Here is a 17,795-nt window from a genome sequence, read left to right on the forward strand (position 1 = left end):
AAATTTTTTCCTAGGTCTTTTTTTATTAAAGAAGAGAAAGTAACGATAAAATACCAAAAGAAGTTAATCCACCAATAATCGTCATCATCGTCCATGTTTTTAATGTCGTTTTGATATCTAAATTGAAATATTCTTTAAACAACCAAAAACCTGGATCATTGATATGAGAACAAAACATACTTCCCGCTCCAATCGCTAAGGCAACAAGTACTACTTCCCATTGATTACTACTATGTAACAAAGGTTGCATCATTCCTGCAGTAGTTAATGCAGCTACTGTACTACTTCCTAATAAAATTCGCATCGTGCCTGCAATAGCAAAGCCCATAACTAATGGGGATAAGTGCCAGTGACTACATAAATTCGTAATCGTTTCAGTAACACCACTATCGATGAATACTTGTTTTAATCCACCTCCAGCACCATTGATTAAAAGTACGTTGGCAATCGATTGAATCGCTACCGTCATCGCTGCCATTAATTTATCTGTCGTATGTCCTTTTTTCCATCCAAAAAAGTAAAGTAATAATAGCAATGTAATTAAAAGAGCAACTACGGGTTGACCTAAAAATTGAATCCAACCTACTCCTTGATGGACAAATAAAGGAATAAAAGATCCAGCCGCAATTAACAAAATAGGTAATAGCATGAACAATAGACTACTGCGGAAAGTGACTTGTTGTCCTTCTACTTTTTCATCAATTTCTATATGATTTAAATCCCAATGTTCATGACAGAAATAAAAGCGTGGCCATAAAATTCCAGAAACGGTAATAGAACAAAAAGCAACTCCTAATCCAACAACAATTAATAACCCTTCATTTACATGTAATGCTTTAATTACTTCTACCATCCCTGGATGAGGAGGGAAAAAAGTATGAATCGTTAATAAAGCAGAACAAGCAGGAATCCCTAGCCATAAGGGCGAAACTTTCATCTTATGAGCAATTTTAATAACGATAGGAATAAATAAAATAAACCCAGCATCAAAAAAGAGCGCAAAACCGATGATTACTCCAGATAAAATGACTGCAAATTGAGCGTATCGCCCCCCGACACGGTCTAAAATTGTATCAGCGATAACATTGGCTGCACCGCTCATTTCCATCATTTTAGCAATCATTCCCCCTAATCCTAAAATTAAGGCAAGTGATCCTAAAATAGAGCCAATCCCATTTTCTACAGATTGTAAAACGCCCGACAAAGGAAGACCAAGTAATAATCCACCAATGATAGACATCAATAGCATGGATAAAAATGCATTAAATTTTTTATACCCTGTTAAATACAGAAGTACTAAAATGATAAAAAGGACAATGATTAATTTCAAAGTGCAACCCTTCTTTCTATATTTTTGTTATAATCAGTCATAGATTTAATTAAGGAGGAAAACATGAAAGAAAAAAATCGTCTCTACTGGCAATTTGCAGGTAGTTGTTTTTTACTTATTTTTGTCTTTTTTACTTATGTTGTTAAATTTTATCCCCAATCTCAATGGCTTCAACGCTTAGATCTTTGGGGGCAATCTCTCCAACAAATCATTACACCACAAAAAACTGCCTTTTTCCAATATCTTACTCAATTAGGCAGTGGACAAAATATTTTTATTTTTACTATTATTGTCCTTTGTTTATTGATTTTATTTCGACAAAAAATAGCCGCTCTTTGGTTTAGTTTTATGATGATTATGGGACCTATTTTAGGTACTTCTATTATCAAACAAGTCGTACAACGTCCACGTCCACAAGGAATTCAACTTGTACATGAGACTACATTTAGTTTCCCTTCAGGACATACCATTGCAGCGATTTGTTGTTATGGAACGACTCTTCTAATCATTCATGTCTTAGTCAAAAATCGCTTATTAAAAGCGATAATGTCTCTTTTCTTTGCCTTCATCATTATTGGTATTTTAATGAGTCGAATTTATTTAGGAGCTCATTTCTTATCTGATGTGATTGGTGGCGCAAGTTTTAGTTTAGGAATTCTTTGTTTAACCTATCCGATTTATCGACAAAAGCAATTTATTTATGATTTTAAAGGAAAAAGGAGAAAATAACGATGACTTTCATCTATAGTAATGACCATAAACGATATCATACCTGGAACTACTTTTTACGTGAACGTTTTGGTGGAAAAGTATTTAAAGTACCCATTGATGGCGGTTTTGACTGCCCTAACCGAGACGGTACTGTCGCAAAAGGTGGTTGTACTTTCTGTAGTGTTTCTGGTTCTGGAGATATGATTATTGCTCCAACCGATCCTCTACCTGAACAATTTGTCAAAGAAGTAGATGCCATGCATCAAAAATGGCCTTCCGCACAACAATTTTTAATTTACTTCCAAAACTTCACCAATACTCATGCTCCAGTTGAAATTATTAAAGAGCGTTATGAGCAAGTGATTCATCAACCTGGAGTTGTAGGTCTTTGTATTGGGACTCGTCCTGATTGTTTACCAGAAGAGACCATTGATTATCTAGCAGAAATTAATGAACAGATGTACGTCCTTGTTGAACTTGGGTTACAAACGACTTACGAAGAAACAAGTGATCGCATTAACCGTGCACATACCTATGCCTGTTATGTAGATGCAGTAGAACGATTACGTAAAAGAAATATTGAAGTCTGCGTCCATTTAATTAATGGCTTACCAGGAGAAACTCCAGAAATGATGGTAGAAAATGTGCGTCGAGTGGTAAAAGATACAGATATTCAAGGAATGAAATTACATTTAATGCATCTCATTAAAAATACAAAAATGATTCAGGATTACGAAAATGGAACATTAAAACTAATGGATAAAGATACTTATGTAAAAACGATTTGTGATCAGTTAGAATTAATTCCACCAGAAATTGTGATTCAACGAGTGACTGGAGATGCACCTTGGGATAGTTTAATTGGTCCAATGTGGTCGCGTCAAAAATGGGAAGTTTTAAATGCCATTGATGAAGAATTAGTTCGTCGTGATTCTTATCAAGGAAAATACAATGCCAGAGAGGAGAATTACCATGCGTAGCGCCATGCGATATAGTCATATCCTTTTAACAGAGGCACTTTCAGAAGGTGGTGTAGCGGTAGACGCTACGATGGGAAATGGAAATGATACCTTATTTTTGAGTCAATTATTAGAAGATCAGGGACAAGTTTTTGCCTTTGATATTCAAGAGCAAGCTTTACAAAATACCAGGGAAAAATTAACTGAAAATCAGGCACCAGAAAATACCACACTCTATCATTTAGGGCATGAAAAAATGGAAGAGGTTTTACCAGAAGATATTCAAATTCAAGCAGCGATTTTTAATTTAGGTTATCTACCAAAAAGTGATAAAAAAATTATTACTCTTCCAGAAACGACATTAAAAGCATTTGAATTTATTTTAAATCATTTAGCGGTAGGTGGTCGTTTAGTTTGTGTACTTTATTATGGACATGAGGGTGGAGAGGAAGAAAAAAATGCTGTATTATCTTATGCAGCTAAATTACCACAACAACAATATCAAGTGTTAACCTATCAATTTATTAACCAAATTCATTGTCCACCGATTTGTCTTTGTATTGAAAAAATAAAAGAAGAGCATTAAATGCTCTTCTTTTTTCTTTGCCATAAAAATAGTAATAGTAGAGAAATTGCCATAATTACAATAGAAACAAAGAAAATATGATGTAATCCACTATACATAATTGTGCGCAATGGATGCAAAATATTTTCTGGAATATTATGAGCAGTTTGTACGTTCATAAATTCATTTAAATCTTGTTTTTGAATTTGTGGATATTGTTTCATTGTATGGTTCATACTCATATTTAATACTGTTCCGTATACTGCTACCATTACAGATTGTCCTAAGGTACGGAATAATGTATTTAATGAAGTAGCACTACCGACAAGGTCTAATTCTACACTTTCTTGAACAGCAACCGTAGAAGTGGTCATACTCATTCCAAATCCAATTCCTAGTAGAATACCTGTAGCACAGAAAATAAGATATGGCGTAGCTAAAGGATAAATACTATAAATAATAGTTGCCACAAATAATAGGCTAGAGCCAATCATTAAAATTTGGTTAACAGAGCGTTTTACTAGTAATTTACCTACTAAGAATGAACCTACCATCCAAAAAATTGACATTGGTGCTAAAGCCATTCCACTTAAAGTAGCGCTCGTTCCATTTAATGTTTGTAGCCACATTGGTGTATATACTTCTACTCCAGTTAAAAAGCCACTCACGCAAAAAGTTACGCAGTTAATAATTAGTACAATTTTAGATCCAAATAGACGTGGAGCGATAATCGGATCTTCCACTTTCTTTTCGACACGTAAAAATAGCCAAAATAAAAGAGCACTCGCAACTAATAATACAACGATAGAGAAGCTAAATCCTTGCTCTCCAAAAATTTGGAACGCATATAAAAATAATAATAAGAAAGTCATTAATAATAATGAACCTTTCCAATCCAATTTTCCTGTACTATGATATTGACTTTTATCTTCTTGGAAGCCAAAAATCATCATTAAAATTACGATAATACCGATAGGAACATTAATTAAAAAGATCCAATGCCAGCTCATATATTGAACAATCATTCCTCCAATTAAAGGAGCAACAATACTAGCAATCCCCCAAGCGGCATTATTTAATCCCATAATATTTGCTCGTTCTTCTGCTGTATATAGGTCAGCAATAATCGTTAAAGATAAAGGTAAAATAGAGCCAGCCCCAATTCCTTGAATGGCACGAGAGACAATTAAAAATTCCATACTTTGTGAGAAACCACAAAGAGTAGAACCAATAATAAAAATAGAAATTCCGATAATAAATACTGTTTTTCTCCCTTGGCGGTCGGCTAATTTTCCATAAATGGGTGTCATAATCGCACTCATTAATAAATAAATTGAAAATACCCAGTTCATAATCGCTAAACCATCTAAAGAAGCAATGATTGTTGGCATCGCTGTCGTTACGATTGTTCCTTCAATGGCAGACATAAAAGTAGCGATAAACAAGGCAGTTGTAACTACTAATTTTCTTTGTTTTGTCATCTTCTTTCCTTTCTTTTTTGTATTTATTACAACAAAAAAGAGGGACGAGTATATAGGCTCAGTCTCCTCTTTTGTGTTACTTATTATTTAGTTAACGCAGCTTTTAATGCATCTACTTTATCTGTACGTTCCCATGGTAAATCTACATCGGTACGACCGAAGTGACCATAAGCTGCTGTTTGTTTATAAATTGGTCGACGTAAGTCTAACATTTTAATAATTCCTGCTGGGCGTAAATCAAAGACTTTACGAACGGCAGCAATTAATTGCTCTTCTGTATACTCACTAGTACCAAAAGTATCAATGGCAATAGATACAGGTTCTGCCACACCAATCGCATAAGCTAATTGAACTTCACATTTATGAGCTAAACCAGCAGCGACAATATTTTTGGCAATATAGCGAGCAGCATAACTAGCAGAGCGGTCTACTTTTGTTGCATCTTTTCCTGAGAAAGCTCCACCACCATGACGAGCATATCCACCATAAGTATCTACGATAATTTTACGTCCTGTTAATCCTGCATCTCCACAAGGGCCACCGATAACAAAACGGCCGGTTGGATTAATATAATATTTTGTATCTTCATCTAATAATTCTTTTGGCATTACTTCGTCAATGACATAAGTACGCATATCTTTTTGAATTTGTTCTAAAGATACATCTGGATCATGTTGTGTACTTAAAACAATCGTATCAATACGTTTGGCTTTATCATTTTCATCATATTCTACCGTTACTTGTGCTTTTCCATCTGGACGTAAGTAAGGTAAAATTCCTTCTTTACGAACTTCTGCTAGACGTTTTGTTAAACGATGACTTAACGCAATTGGTAATGGCATTAATTCTTCTGTTTCATCAATCGCAAAACCAAACATTAAGCCTTGGTCTCCAGCACCTGTATCGCTATTTTCATCCGTAGATTGGTCTAACGCTTGGTCTACCCCTTGAGCAATGTCTGGAGATTGTTCATCAATCGCTACTTGCACAGCACAAGTATCTCCATCAAAACCATATTTAGCACGAGTATAACCAGCATCTTTAATCGCTTGGCGAACGACTTTTTGAATATCAACATAAGTACTTGTTGTAATTTCACCAAACACCAATACTAATCCAGTAGTTACCGCTGTTTCACAAGCAACGCGTGCCATTGGATCTTTTTCCAAAATCGCATCTAAAATCGCATCACTAATTTGGTCCGCTAACTTATCTGGATGTCCTTCCGTTACGGATTCGGAAGTAAATAATTTTTTTTCTTTTTCCATTTTTCTATTCCCCCTTAATGAATCGGTTACAAGGCATCTTTATCCGTACAGATAAATCCTATCGGGAAGCTGTAACGTTTAACATTATAGCATTTATCTTTTCTCTTGCCAATAAAAAAACCGTGTCGCCCCCCGACACGGTTATTTATTCTCGCTATGCACGAGTGAAAAAGCTACCTTTATAGCCCAATTTTCGTTTTAGTAATGTACGGATACCATACACTGCTGCAGAAACCAATAATGTTAAAATTGGTGAGAAGGCTGGGTTCAAGCTTGTTGGTAAGAAGACCATCGTCATTTGTAAAATTGCCATCCAAATTAACATTAAGGCAGTAATAATCACTACAGATTTCCAAGTTTTTGGTTTTTTACTACGATCTGCTCCTGGACGATCATAGCGATAAATGAAGTGATATAATGCCCAAAAGACAACTCCACCACAAGCAGCAGATAAAATCATAGAAGTAACTCCCATCATCATTGGTTTTTGTGAGAACAATCCAATGATTCCGCTCATTGCTCCTAAAATCGCAAAGACCATCAAACTATTATCTAACCACATTTGCCAAAATGGCATTTCTTTTGGTGGTACTTTTGGTCCTTCTAAAATTAATTTCACGCATTCATCTACTGTACCAAATTGTTGACGAGCAGTTTCTCCTTTACGTTGCCCCTCTACTAATTTTGGTAATAATTCATTGAGTACACGTTCTTGTTTTTCTACATTGTAGTGATCACTTAATTTCTTTTTTAATTCATAAATATATTGTTCACTACGTTTAGATAATTTTTGTGCATATTGCTCATTTTCTGCTTTCATTTCCTCAAAGGATTTTTCATTTACTGTTTCTACCTTTTTTTCTGCCATTATTAACTCTCCTATACGTTGAATCGGAATTCCATAATATCGCCATCTTGAACTACATAGTCTTTTCCTTCTAGACGGACACGACCTGCTTCTTTGGCTTTTGTCATAGAACCATATTTCATTAAATCATCAAAAGAAACAGTTTCCGCACGAATAAATCCACGTTCAAAGTCAGAGTGAATGATTCCTGCAGTTTGTGGTGCTTTCATACCACGTTTAAATGTCCAAGCACGAACTTCTTTTTCTCCAGCTGTAAAGTAAGTAGCTAATCCTAATAAATGATAAGCTGCACGAATTAATTGATCTAATCCTGATTCTTCAATGCCTAAAGCTTCTAAAAATTCTTGTTTTTCGTCCTCTTCTAATTCAGCAATTTCTTCTTCAGCACGAGCACAAACGGCAATGACTTCAGCACCTTCATTAGCAGCATATTCTTTTACGCTTTGTAAATAAGCATTATTTTCTAAATCAGCTAAATCTTCTTCTGCTACATTAGCTACATAAAGAACTGGTTTTGAAGTTAATAAGAATAAGTTACGGACGATGGGTTGTTCTTCCTCAGTAATTTCTACAGAACGTGCAGGTAAATTATTTTCTAATGCTTCTTTGATTTTCACCAATACATTATACTCTTTAACAGCTTCTGCATCTTTTGTTTTAGCAATTTTTTGTACACGAGTAATACGTTTATCAACAGATTCTAAATCGGCTAAAATCAATTCTAAGTTGATGGTTTCAATATCAGATAATGGATCTACTTTACCATCTACGTGAGTAATATTTTCATCATCAAAACAACGAACTACGTGGCAAATTGCATCCACATTACGAATGTTACTTAAAAATTGGTTCCCTAATCCTTCTCCTTTACTTGCTCCACGGACGATTCCAGCAATATCTGTAAATTCAAAAGTTGTAGGTACTGTTTTCTTTGGTGTAATTAATTCTGTTAATTTTTGCAAACGAGCATCTGGCACTTCAACAATCCCAACATTTGGTTCGATAGTCGCAAAAGGATAGTTTGCAGCTTCTGCTCCTGCTTTTGTAATTGCGTTAAATAATGTTGATTTTCCTACATTAGGTAATCCAACAATTCCTGCGGTTAAAGACATGATTCTTCCTCTTTTCTTCTAATAATTTTTTTTAATTTTTTATCAAACTCTGGTCGTGGCATCATAACGATTCGTTGACAATGACAACAACGAATCTTAATATCTGCCCCTACACGAGTAATTTCCCATTCATTTTTTTGTTGCTTTACAGGCAAGCTCGTTTGACAAGCATGTAGTTTTTTCATTGCAACAATATCTCCAATTTGATAATCCATCCTTATCCTCCCTCTCCTATTTCTAATTGGTCTAAAAAAGTAGCAAAGTCTGAATCATCAGCAAAAAGTAATTCAACTTTTTTCCCTTTTCGTTTTAATTCAACTGGGATTTGGAATTTATGGCGTAATTCATTTTCTATTTTCTCTTCATAGATAGAACGAGCCTTTTGTTCTTTTTGTTTTTTTGATAATGCCTTTTCTTGCCATTCCTTTAAATGTTGTTCAACTTCTCGAGCGTTCCATTGTTCTGCGATAATTTTTTTAGCAAAAGCTAATTGTTCTTTTTCTGATTTTAATCCTAGAACTGCCCGAGCTTTCCCAACCGCTAATTCTTTATTCGTTACCATCTCTTGAATGGCTGGCGGTAAAGATAATAAGCGCAAATAATTGGCGATATAAGAACGACTTTTCCCTAAGCGCTGAGCTAACTGCTCTTGTGTAATGTTCAATTGCTTCATTAATGTATCATAAGACTGTGCTTCTTCTAATGGCGTCAAATCTTCTCGTTGTAAATTTTCTAACACCGCAATTTGCATCATTTCTTCATCTGCTAATTGACGAACAATACAAGGAACCGTTTCTTTTTTTAATTTTTGACTCGCACGGAAACGGCGCTCTCCAGCAATAATTTCATAACCAAAAACAGAAGATTTTCGAACTAGAATCGGCTGAAAGATTCCATTTTTTTCAATAGATTGTGCTAATTCATCTAAGGCCGCTTCATCAAAAACTTTTCTTGGTTGATAAGGATTGGGACGCAATTGATCTAAGGCAATTTCTTCCACTACTTCTATTTCTAATTTTTCTTCTTCTGGAAAAAAGGCAGCCATTCCCCTTCCTAATCCATGATGGTTCATTGATCTACCTCCTCAACAAATTGTAAATAAGCTTGAGCTCCTTTGGAACGAGCATCATAATCCATAATTGCTTTTCCATGACTTGGTGCTTCTGATAGACGGACATTACGAGGAATCACAGTTTGATAAACCTTGTCCTTAAAGTACTTACGCACCTCTTCGCCAACTTCCATTCCTAAATTTGTGCGAGCATCTTGCATCGTTAACAATACTCCTTCAATTTTTAATTGAGGATGAAAATGTTTTTGTACTAAACGCATTGTATTCAATAATTGACTTAGTCCTTCTAAAGCATAATATTCACATTGCACAGGAATTAAGACAGAATCTGCTGCACAAAAAGCATTCAAAGTCATTAATCCTAAAGAAGGAGGACAATCAATAATAATATAATCCCACATTTCTTTTTCTTCTTGCAAGGCTTTCTGTAAAAAATATTCACGATGTTTTGCCTCAGCAATTTCGATGTCTGCTCCAGCTAATTGTACACTGGCAGGGGCTACACTTAATCCTTCACGATAAGTAGGTTGGATGATTTCGCGCAATGATTTTCGACCACGAATCACATCATACATATCATAAGAAAATTGATAAACTCCAAGTCCACTCGTTGCATTTCCTTGGGCATCCAAATCAATTAGTAATACTTGATATCCTTTATCTGCTAAACCGGCTGCTAAGTTAATACTTGTGGTTGTTTTTCCTACGCCACCTTTTTGGTTAGAGACCGCAATGATTTTTTTCATCTTTTGACCTCCTATAATGGTTTTTTATTTGGAAGTCCTGGTTTACGAGGATATTTTTTAGGTGTCAATTTCCCTTTTTTCATAATGAACAATTGTCTTGGATCGTCACAAATTGGTAAAGCAAAAGTTTCTACTTCTACCGATGTAATTCCTAGCGCCTCTAATGCTTTTTTAGCTTCTGCTAATTCTTCACGTCCCTTACTTGCTTTTAAAGCAATAAATAATCCATCTTTTTTTACTAAAGGAACACATAATTCAGCTAAGATATTTAAGCGTGCAACTGCTCTTGCAGTTACAACATCGAATTGTTCACGAAATTCTGGATTTTGCCCAAAAGTTTCTGCTCGATCGTGGTAGCAACATACTCCATCTAACCCTAGTTCTTGGCATAAATGATTTAAAAATTGAATACGCTTATTTAAAGAATCAACAATCGTGATTTTTAAATGAGGAAAGACAATTTTTAAAGGTAAGCTTGGAAAGCCAGCACCCGCCCCCACATCACAAACCGTAGTTACTTCTTCCCAGTTTGTAGCTGAAATTAAAGAAAGAGAATCTAAAAAATGTTTCAAATAAACTTCATTTTTTTCTGTAATTGCCGTTAAATTCATTTTTTGATTCCATTCCACTAAAATTTCATAGTATTTAGCAAACTGTTCTTTTTGTTTTTCTGTTAACTCTACTTGATAGTGATCCATTAAATATTGAATGAATGCTTCTTCTTGCAACTTTTTTCCTCCTTCATCTTAGATTACTATTCAACTGTAACATAGAATAACTTCTCTTAACACTATAAATTGTTTCACGTGAAACAAAAAAGAGTGGTGACCCACTCTTTTTTTATTTACGTTTCATTTTCCCTTGTTCTAAGTAAACCATTAGGACACTGATATCTGCTGGATTTACTCCACTAATACGACTAGCTTGAGCAATCGTACGTGGATTAATTTTACTCAATTTTTCTCTCGCTTCAATGGCTAATCCTTCAATTGCCATAAAGTCTAAATCTTCTGGAATTTTCTTCGCTTCTAAACGTTTTAGTTTTTCTACTTCAGCTTCTGCTTTACGAATATATCCAGCATATTTGATTTGAATTTCAATTTGTTCAATAATCGTTCCAGGTAACTCTGGTGTATCTTCTCCTAGGAATGGTCTTAATCCTAAATAAGAAATTTCTGGACGTTTTAATAATTCGCTCGCTAAAATTCCATCTTTTAATGGTGCTGAAGAAATAGACGTTAAGTATTCTTGTAACTCTTGTGTTGGTTTTAGACGAATGTGAGATAGACGTTCTTTTTCTTTCTCAATCGCTTCTTTTTTCTTCAAGAATTCATCATAAGCTTCATCGGTAACTAAACCAATTTCATGTCCTTTTTCTGTTAAACGTAAATCGGCATTGTCATGACGTAATAATAAACGATATTCTGCACGACTAGTCAATAAACGATAAGGTTCTAATGTTCCTTTAGTAACCAAGTCATCAATCATTACTCCGATATAAGCTTCATCGCGACCCAAAATGAAAGGTTCTTTTCCTTGGATTTTTAGAGCCGCATTGATTCCTGCCATTAATCCTTGTCCTGCTGCCTCTTCATAACCACTTGTTCCGTTAGTTTGACCTGCAGTATATAAGTTTTCAATTACTTTTGTTTCTAAAGTTGGTTTTAATTGGTAAGGTAAAACAACATCATATTCAATGGCATATCCTGTACGCATCATTTCTGCTTTTTCTAATCCAGCTACAGATTGTAACATTTCAGTTTGTACTTCTTCAGGCATAGAAGTAGATAATCCTTGAACGTAAATTTCTTCTGTATCTCTTCCTTCTGGTTCTAAGAATAATTGATGACGTTCTTTATCAGCGAAACGAACAATTTTATCTTCAATAGATGGACAATAACGCGCACCAACTCCATCGATAATTCCAGTAAACATTGGCGCACGATGTAAGTTATTACGGATAATTTCATGTGTTTTTTCGTTTGTATATGTTAACCAGCAAGATAATTGATCATCGACATAATCTGTATTTTGTTCTTCTGAAAAATGGAAGCTATGGGGTTCAATATCTCCTGGTTGTTCTTCCGTTTGACTATAATCGATAGAACTTGATTTAATACGTGGAGGAGTTCCAGTTTTAAAACGATCAATTTCTAAACCATTTTTCTTCAAGCAATCCGCTAACGCTACTGCTGGCATGGAGTTATTAGGTCCAGAAGAATATTTCAATTCGCCAATAATGATTTCTCCACGTAAACTTGTACCTGCAGTAATGATTACTGCTTTACTATGATAAGTAGTTCCTGTTGAAGTCACTACTCCTTTACAAACTCCATCTTCAATTACTAAATCGACAACTTGAGCTTGACGTAAAGTTAAATGTTCTTGCTCTTCAATCGTACGTTTCATTTCACGAGAATACTCATCTTTATCCGTTTGAGCACGTAATGCACGAACTGCTGGACCTTTCCCTGTGTTTAACATTCTCATTTGAATACAAGTTTTATCTGTATTTTTCCCCATTTCACCACCAAGGGCGTCAATCTCACGAACGACTACTCCCTTCGCTGGTCCTCCTACAGACGGGTTACATGGCATAAAGCTTACCATGTCTAAATTCATTGTTAATAGTAATGTTTCGCATCCCATGCGAGCACTTGCTAAGGCAGCTTCACTTCCAGCATGACCTGCCCCAACAACGATGACATCATAATTTGTTTCCATATTTCTCCTACTTTCCTAAACAAAAATTACTAAATAGTTGGTCTAACAATTCATCTTGAACACTATCACCAGTGATTTCTCCTAATAAATTCCAAGCACGAACCATATCCATTTGACAAAGATCAATAGGTAATCCCATACCAATCGCTTGTTGTACTTCCTCTAGTGCACTTTTAGCTTCTTCTAGTAAATGAATATGACGTACATTAGAAATATATAAATGATCACGTTGAATTTCTCCTTGGAAGAAACGATCATGAATAGCTTTTCCTACTTGGCGCACTCCTTCTTGTGCTCGAATAGAAATTTCTAAAAAGTTTTCGTTTGGTTTTAGATATTTTTGTAATTCTGTTCGATCAAGATGACTTGGTAAATCCATCTTATTCAAGATAATAATGCGGTCGCTATCTTCCGTAGCTTTTAGTAGAGCAATGTCCTCTTCACCCAGTTCCTCATTATTATTCAATAATAGTAAAACAAGATCTGCTTCAGCTAAGGCTTTTCGACTTCGTTCTACTCCAATTTGTTCTACAATATCTTCAGTTTCACGAATTCCTGCCGTATCAATCAGTTTTAACGGTACTCCTTCTACATTGACGTATTCTTCAATTACATCTCGTGTTGTTCCTGCGATATCGGTTACAATTGCTTTATCTTCTCGTAGTAAATCATTTAAAAGACTAGATTTTCCGACATTTGGTCGGCCAATAATCGCAGTAGCTAGACCATCACGTAAAATCTTACCTTGAGTTGCACTCGCCAAAACTTCATCTAATTCAGTAATGACTTCACCTGCACATTGATTTAATTTTTCACTTGTTACTAATTCCACATCATCATATTCTGGATAGTCAATATTTACTTCCACTTCTCCTAAAGTTTGGAAGATTTTTCCACGAACTTCACGAATCCAAGTAGATAATTTTCCATCTAATTGTTGAACCGCCATTTCTCTTGAATTTGCAGTCTTGGCTGTAATTAAATCAATAACTGCCTCAGCTTGTGACAAATCAATACGGCCATTTAAAAAGGCACGCTTTGTAAATTCTCCAGGCTCAGCTAAACGAGCACCAACACGTAAAAGTAATTGTAATACTTCATTCACAACGACCACTCCACCGTGGCAGTTAATTTCTACTACATCTTCTCTTGTGTAAGTCTTTGGTGCTTTCATTACAGTTACCATTACTTCATCGATTACATCTTCTGTTTTAGGATCAACGATATGTCCGTAATGGATTGTATGACTAGGTACTTCTGATAATTTTTTTGTTCCTTGGCGATAAATTTGATCAATGATAGATAGAGCATCTTCTCCACTCAAACGTACAATATGCAGTGCCCCTTCTCCAGGAGGAGTAGAAATCGCTGCAATCGTATCAAATTCACTCGTAATATTCATAGTATTTTCCAACCTTTCCTTGTTCCGCATATACGCAAAAAAAGTGCTCTCACCCTGCAGTTGCGAGGATGAAAAAGCACTTTGACTACTTTACCATCGTATATTACATGATAAGAATGATTCGAACGAATAAATTCGATTGATTAATTTATTCTCGATTATGTCTAAAATATAATAGAAATAGATATAGATGTCAACCAATATCTTAATGGTTCTCTTATCTTATTTTTTCTTTTTCTTATTACGATTTGGGCTTTGTGCGTGGTAAAGTTTGCTTTGTAAATAGCGTTCTTTACGTAATTTTTCTTCACGCTCTTTACGAATTTTAAATGGATTATTGATTAATAATGTTTGTACCACTTGGAAAGCATTTGAAACTACCCAGTATAAAGATAACCCACTCGCTAAATTCATACCCATGAAGAAAATCATCACTGGCATTGCAATGTTCATAATTGTAATAGAAACGTTAGACTCAATTTGACTCATACTTGTTAATTTAGAAGCAATATAAGTAAAGATAGCTGCTAGTAATGGTAAGATAAAGTATGGATCTGGTTGAGATAAGTCCATCCATAAGAAATGACCATTTGTTAATGTTTCTACACGAGATAATGCTTGCCATAACGCCATTAAAATTGGCATTTGAATTAATAATGGTAAACATCCAGAAAATGGATTTACATTATATTCTGAATATAAACGTTGAGTTTCTTCATTTAATTTACGTTGGGTCTCTGGATCACGAGATGAGTACTTTTGTTGTAACTCTTTTAATTTTGGCTGAATTTCTTGTGTACGACGCATTTGTTTTGTTTGATAATGCATCAATGGTAACAAGATAATACGCAAAATAATTGTAAATAAAATAATCCCTAGTGCGTGATTTCCTCCAAAAGATAAGAAGGAAATACAACGAGCAAAGTTATAAACAATATAACGATCCCAAATTCCTGTGCTGTGTGCTGTAATTTGTCCTGTACCACAACCTGTTAGAACAAATAGTAAAACAGACATAGCGACTAGTAGCAATAAGCGTTTTTTCCAATATGATTTCTTTTTCACTTGTCGTCCTCCTCTATGATAACTCCGGCTAAACTACAAACATGGCGTACATTTTTTATCACTTCTTTCGTAGAAAGCTGGGTAATTCTTGGGCGTGCAATTAAAATTAAATCCATTCCTTGCATAAGATTGGGCTTTAATTCTTGCACTGCTACCCGTAATTGTCGTTTCACACGATTTCTCATTACGGCATTTCCAATTTTTTTCCCAACAGAAAGTCCTACTCGAAAATGATTTCCATCTTTGCGATCTCGTATAAATAAAACGAGATGTCGATTAGCGAAAGACGCACGAGCGTTAATAATTTCTTGAAAATCTTGTTCTTTCTTAATACGATACGTCTTTTTCATAATCATCTCTTTCATCTAAAAAAATTTTATCTCATTGTCCATAGTAACAGAAAAAAGGATAAAAAAAAACCACTGTAGAACAGCGGCTTAAGCAGATAAAACTTTTCTTCCTTTACGACGACGAGCTGCTAAAACGCGGCGTCCATTTTTAGTACTCATACGTTTACGGAATCCATGTACTTTTTGACGTTTACGTTTGTTTGGTTGATATGTTCTTTTCATTTCTGTTCACCTCCACTTTTCCGAAATTGAACATGCGCATATATGTACTTTTCAATTATAAATATCGTTATTGAACTTTGTCAAGTGTTTCTCGCAATTCCTTCTTTAAATAAAAACATAAAAAGAGAAGTAAGTTATCCACAATCCATTGTGGATAACTACAATATCGCCAGTGTGTTTTTTCTTTGATTTTCAAAGTTATCCACAATAAAAAAGAAAAACTTTCCACAGTATCGACTCTATATCGGTGGATAAATCAAATTGTGGATAACTCTGTGGATAAATAGACAAACACACCTAAAACAGTGGCTATATCGCCGCTTTACTATTGTGGATAACTTTTATTTTCCTCGATATACTGTGGATACTTTTTAAAGTTATCCACAATTTTATCCACAATATCGACTCTATATCGGTGGAAAGATGATTTATCCACAATCAATGTGGATAAATGAGGTGGTGTGTGCTAAAATAAATAAAGATTTTTGACGAATAGAAAGGAGGGACTTTATGTTACCAACTACTCAAGATAGTATTTGGAGTGACTTTCAACAAAAATGTTTAGAAAATATTTCCAGTGCTAGCTTACGACATTGGATAGAACCTGCTCATATTGTTGAATTTGATGAAGAACATATTACTTTATCTTTACCTGCAGATTATATTATTGATCATTGGAAAATGAAGTTAGAACCAGTGTTAAAAGAAGTTTGCTACAATTATACAGGAAAAGAAATAGAAGTTTCTTACCTATTATCTAGTACTCCACAAGTACAACAAGAAGTAGCGAAAGTAAAAAATTCTTCTATTAATGGGGATTACACTTTTCAAAATTTTGTATGCGGAAAAAATAATCGTATGGCCTTCACCGCTGCTAACGCCGTAGTAGAACGTCCTGGAGATTTATATAATCCATTATTTCTTTATGGACCAAGTGGTCTTGGAAAAACCCACCTCATGCATGCGATTGCCAATGAATTATTAGCCAAAAATCCAAATGCAAATATTAAATTGATTCCCTCAGAAACTTTTATTAACGAGTTTACTAAAATTGCTTCTCAATCGAACAATACTGTGGCTTTATCTAATTTCCGCGAAAAATATCGTAATGTGGATGCTTTATTTATTGATGATATCCAATTCTTCATTGATAAAACGAAAACACAAGATGAATTTTTCTATACTTTTGAAGAACTATATAATAGTAAAAAACAAATTGTTTTAACAAGCGATCGTTCTATTAAAGAATTAGATAAGTTTGATGAACGATTAAGTTCACGATGTGGAATGGGAACAAGAGCAAATATCGAATCTCCAGATTTTGAAACACGAATTAAAATTTTGCATAAAAAATCGTTGGATTTAGGACTAAATTTGGAAGATTCAGCATTACATTACATCGCGAGTAAATATGATCGAAATGTCCGTGATTTAGAATCTGCATTAAAATCAATTATGCTTTACCTTCATAGTGAATTACAAATGGATAATTATAATGAAATTATCAATTTAGCAATGGTAAAAGCGGCACTGCAACATGAAGTCGGCTCTCCACAAATAATTCCTTTAATGGAAAGTATTCCTGACAATGAAATCAACTACCAACAAATTCAAGAACTTGTAGCAGATTATTACCATATTTCACTGGAAGAATTATTAGGAAAAGGAAGAGCAAAAAAATATTCACAACCAAGACAGATTGCTATGTATTTAATTCGTAAGGAATTACAACTGCCGTTTGACAAAATTGCAGTTATTTTTAATCGAAAAGATCACACAACGATTATGTATTCCATCGAAAAAATTGAAAAAAATATGAAGCAAGATGAAGCATTAGCAGAAGATATTTCTACATTGGAACAACAGTTATCCACATCAGTTATCCACAATATTGTGGATAACTAGACAACTTTCCACACT

Annotated in this window: 18 protein-coding genes and 1 riboswitch; of the genes, 4 read left to right on the forward strand and 14 right to left on the reverse strand. The window is 34.6% G+C overall.

Translation table 11 applies throughout. The features are described 5' to 3' along the window. Positions 1–25: 25 nt before the first annotated feature. Complete coding sequence (locus tag C683_RS04740; protein ID WP_040388714.1) at positions 26–1,330, reverse strand: GntT/GntP/DsdX family permease; 1,305 nt, start codon at positions 1,328–1,330, stop codon at positions 26–28. A 63-nt stretch (positions 1,331–1,393) separates the two neighbouring features. Between C683_RS04740 and C683_RS04745 the strand changes: the two genes are divergently transcribed. From C683_RS04745 to mnmM, 3 genes are read left to right on the forward strand one after another with little or no spacing between them, the layout of a single operon-like run. Continuing rightward, positions 1,394–2,059 carry a phosphatase PAP2 family protein gene (locus C683_RS04745; protein WP_009491330.1) on the forward strand — a complete coding sequence of 222 codons (666 nt, stop codon included), beginning with the start codon at positions 1,394–1,396 and terminating at the stop codon, positions 2,057–2,059. 2 nt (positions 2,060–2,061) lie between these two features. Continuing rightward, positions 2,062–3,021: a tRNA modification radical SAM protein MnmL/YtqA gene (mnmL, locus tag C683_RS04750; protein ID WP_009491331.1), complete on the forward strand. Its 960-nt coding sequence runs from the start codon at positions 2,062–2,064 to the stop codon at positions 3,019–3,021. Then, on the forward strand, positions 3,014–3,586 hold the full coding sequence (mnmM, locus tag C683_RS04755) for a tRNA 5-(aminomethyl)-2-thiouridylate-methyltransferase MnmM (protein ID WP_009491333.1): 573 nt from the start codon (positions 3,014–3,016) through the stop codon (positions 3,584–3,586). The genes mnmL and mnmM overlap by 8 nt, the downstream gene beginning before the upstream one ends. Here the strand turns inward: mnmM and C683_RS04760 are convergent. The 13 genes from C683_RS04760 to rpmH form a co-directional block, all read right to left on the reverse strand. Continuing rightward, positions 3,583–5,046: an MDR family MFS transporter gene (locus C683_RS04760; RefSeq protein ID WP_009491336.1), complete on the reverse strand. Its 1,464-nt coding sequence runs from the start codon at positions 5,044–5,046 to the stop codon at positions 3,583–3,585. The genes mnmM and C683_RS04760 overlap by 4 nt on opposite strands. A gap of 83 nt (positions 5,047–5,129) precedes the next feature. Next, positions 5,130–6,314 (reverse strand): methionine adenosyltransferase, encoded by a 1,185-nt coding sequence (gene metK, locus C683_RS04765; protein ID WP_009491338.1) that lies wholly within the window; start codon positions 6,312–6,314, stop codon positions 5,130–5,132. After that, a riboswitch (SMK box riboswitch) is annotated at positions 6,312–6,394 on the reverse strand. (Overlaps the previous gene by 3 nt.) 74 nt (positions 6,395–6,468) lie before the next feature. Beyond that, the gene (locus C683_RS04770; protein ID WP_009491340.1) at positions 6,469–7,182 is read right to left on the reverse strand and encodes a DUF1129 domain-containing protein; all 714 of its coding nucleotides are present in this window, start codon (positions 7,180–7,182) and stop codon (positions 6,469–6,471) included. Positions 7,183–7,193: 11 nt separating this feature from the next. Further along, entirely contained in the window at positions 7,194–8,294 is a 1,101-nt protein-coding gene (ychF, locus tag C683_RS04775) for a redox-regulated ATPase YchF (RefSeq protein WP_009491342.1), read from the reverse strand. Beyond that, positions 8,285–8,509, reverse strand: a complete 225-nt coding sequence (locus tag C683_RS04780) for a DUF951 domain-containing protein (RefSeq protein WP_009491344.1) — start codon at positions 8,507–8,509, stop codon at positions 8,285–8,287. Before C683_RS04780 ends, ychF begins: the two co-directional genes overlap by 10 nt. Before the next feature lie 2 nt (positions 8,510–8,511). Continuing rightward, positions 8,512–9,366: a ParB/RepB/Spo0J family partition protein gene (locus C683_RS04785; RefSeq protein ID WP_009491346.1), complete on the reverse strand. Its 855-nt coding sequence runs from the start codon at positions 9,364–9,366 to the stop codon at positions 8,512–8,514. Next, a complete protein-coding gene (locus C683_RS04790) occupies positions 9,363–10,112 on the reverse strand; it encodes a ParA family protein (protein ID WP_009491348.1) in 750 nt (249 codons plus the stop codon). Before C683_RS04790 ends, C683_RS04785 begins: the two co-directional genes overlap by 4 nt. Positions 10,113–10,123: 11 nt before the next feature. Further along, positions 10,124–10,840: a 16S rRNA (guanine(527)-N(7))-methyltransferase RsmG gene (gene rsmG, locus C683_RS04795; protein ID WP_009491350.1), complete on the reverse strand. Its 717-nt coding sequence runs from the start codon at positions 10,838–10,840 to the stop codon at positions 10,124–10,126. Between the two features lie 112 nt (positions 10,841–10,952). Beyond that, on the reverse strand, positions 10,953–12,836 hold the full coding sequence (gene mnmG, locus C683_RS04800; RefSeq protein WP_009491352.1) for a tRNA uridine-5-carboxymethylaminomethyl(34) synthesis enzyme MnmG: 1,884 nt from the start codon (positions 12,834–12,836) through the stop codon (positions 10,953–10,955). Positions 12,837–12,843: 7 nt separating this feature from the next. After that, positions 12,844–14,238 carry a tRNA uridine-5-carboxymethylaminomethyl(34) synthesis GTPase MnmE gene (gene mnmE / locus C683_RS04805; RefSeq protein WP_009491354.1) on the reverse strand — a complete coding sequence of 465 codons (1,395 nt, stop codon included), beginning with the start codon at positions 14,236–14,238 and terminating at the stop codon, positions 12,844–12,846. Between the two features lie 222 nt (positions 14,239–14,460). Next, a complete protein-coding gene (locus tag C683_RS04810; RefSeq protein ID WP_051011335.1) occupies positions 14,461–15,255 on the reverse strand; it encodes a YidC/Oxa1 family membrane protein insertase in 795 nt (264 codons plus the stop codon). Between the two features lie 44 nt (positions 15,256–15,299). Next, complete coding sequence (gene rnpA / locus C683_RS04815; protein ID WP_040388715.1) at positions 15,300–15,653, reverse strand: ribonuclease P protein component; 354 nt, start codon at positions 15,651–15,653, stop codon at positions 15,300–15,302. Between the two features lie 87 nt (positions 15,654–15,740). Beyond that, positions 15,741–15,875, reverse strand: a complete 135-nt coding sequence (gene rpmH, locus C683_RS04820; RefSeq protein WP_009491359.1) for a 50S ribosomal protein L34 — start codon at positions 15,873–15,875, stop codon at positions 15,741–15,743. Between the two features lie 510 nt (positions 15,876–16,385). Between rpmH and dnaA the strand changes: the two genes are divergently transcribed. Next, positions 16,386–17,780: a chromosomal replication initiator protein DnaA gene (gene dnaA / locus C683_RS04825; RefSeq protein ID WP_009491363.1), complete on the forward strand. Its 1,395-nt coding sequence runs from the start codon at positions 16,386–16,388 to the stop codon at positions 17,778–17,780. Positions 17,781–17,795: the final 15 nt, after the last annotated feature.

It is taken from the genome of Catellicoccus marimammalium M35/04/3 (genome assembly GCF_000313915.1).
In the GTDB taxonomy this organism is placed as follows: domain Bacteria; phylum Bacillota; class Bacilli; order Lactobacillales; family Catellicoccaceae; genus Catellicoccus; species Catellicoccus marimammalium.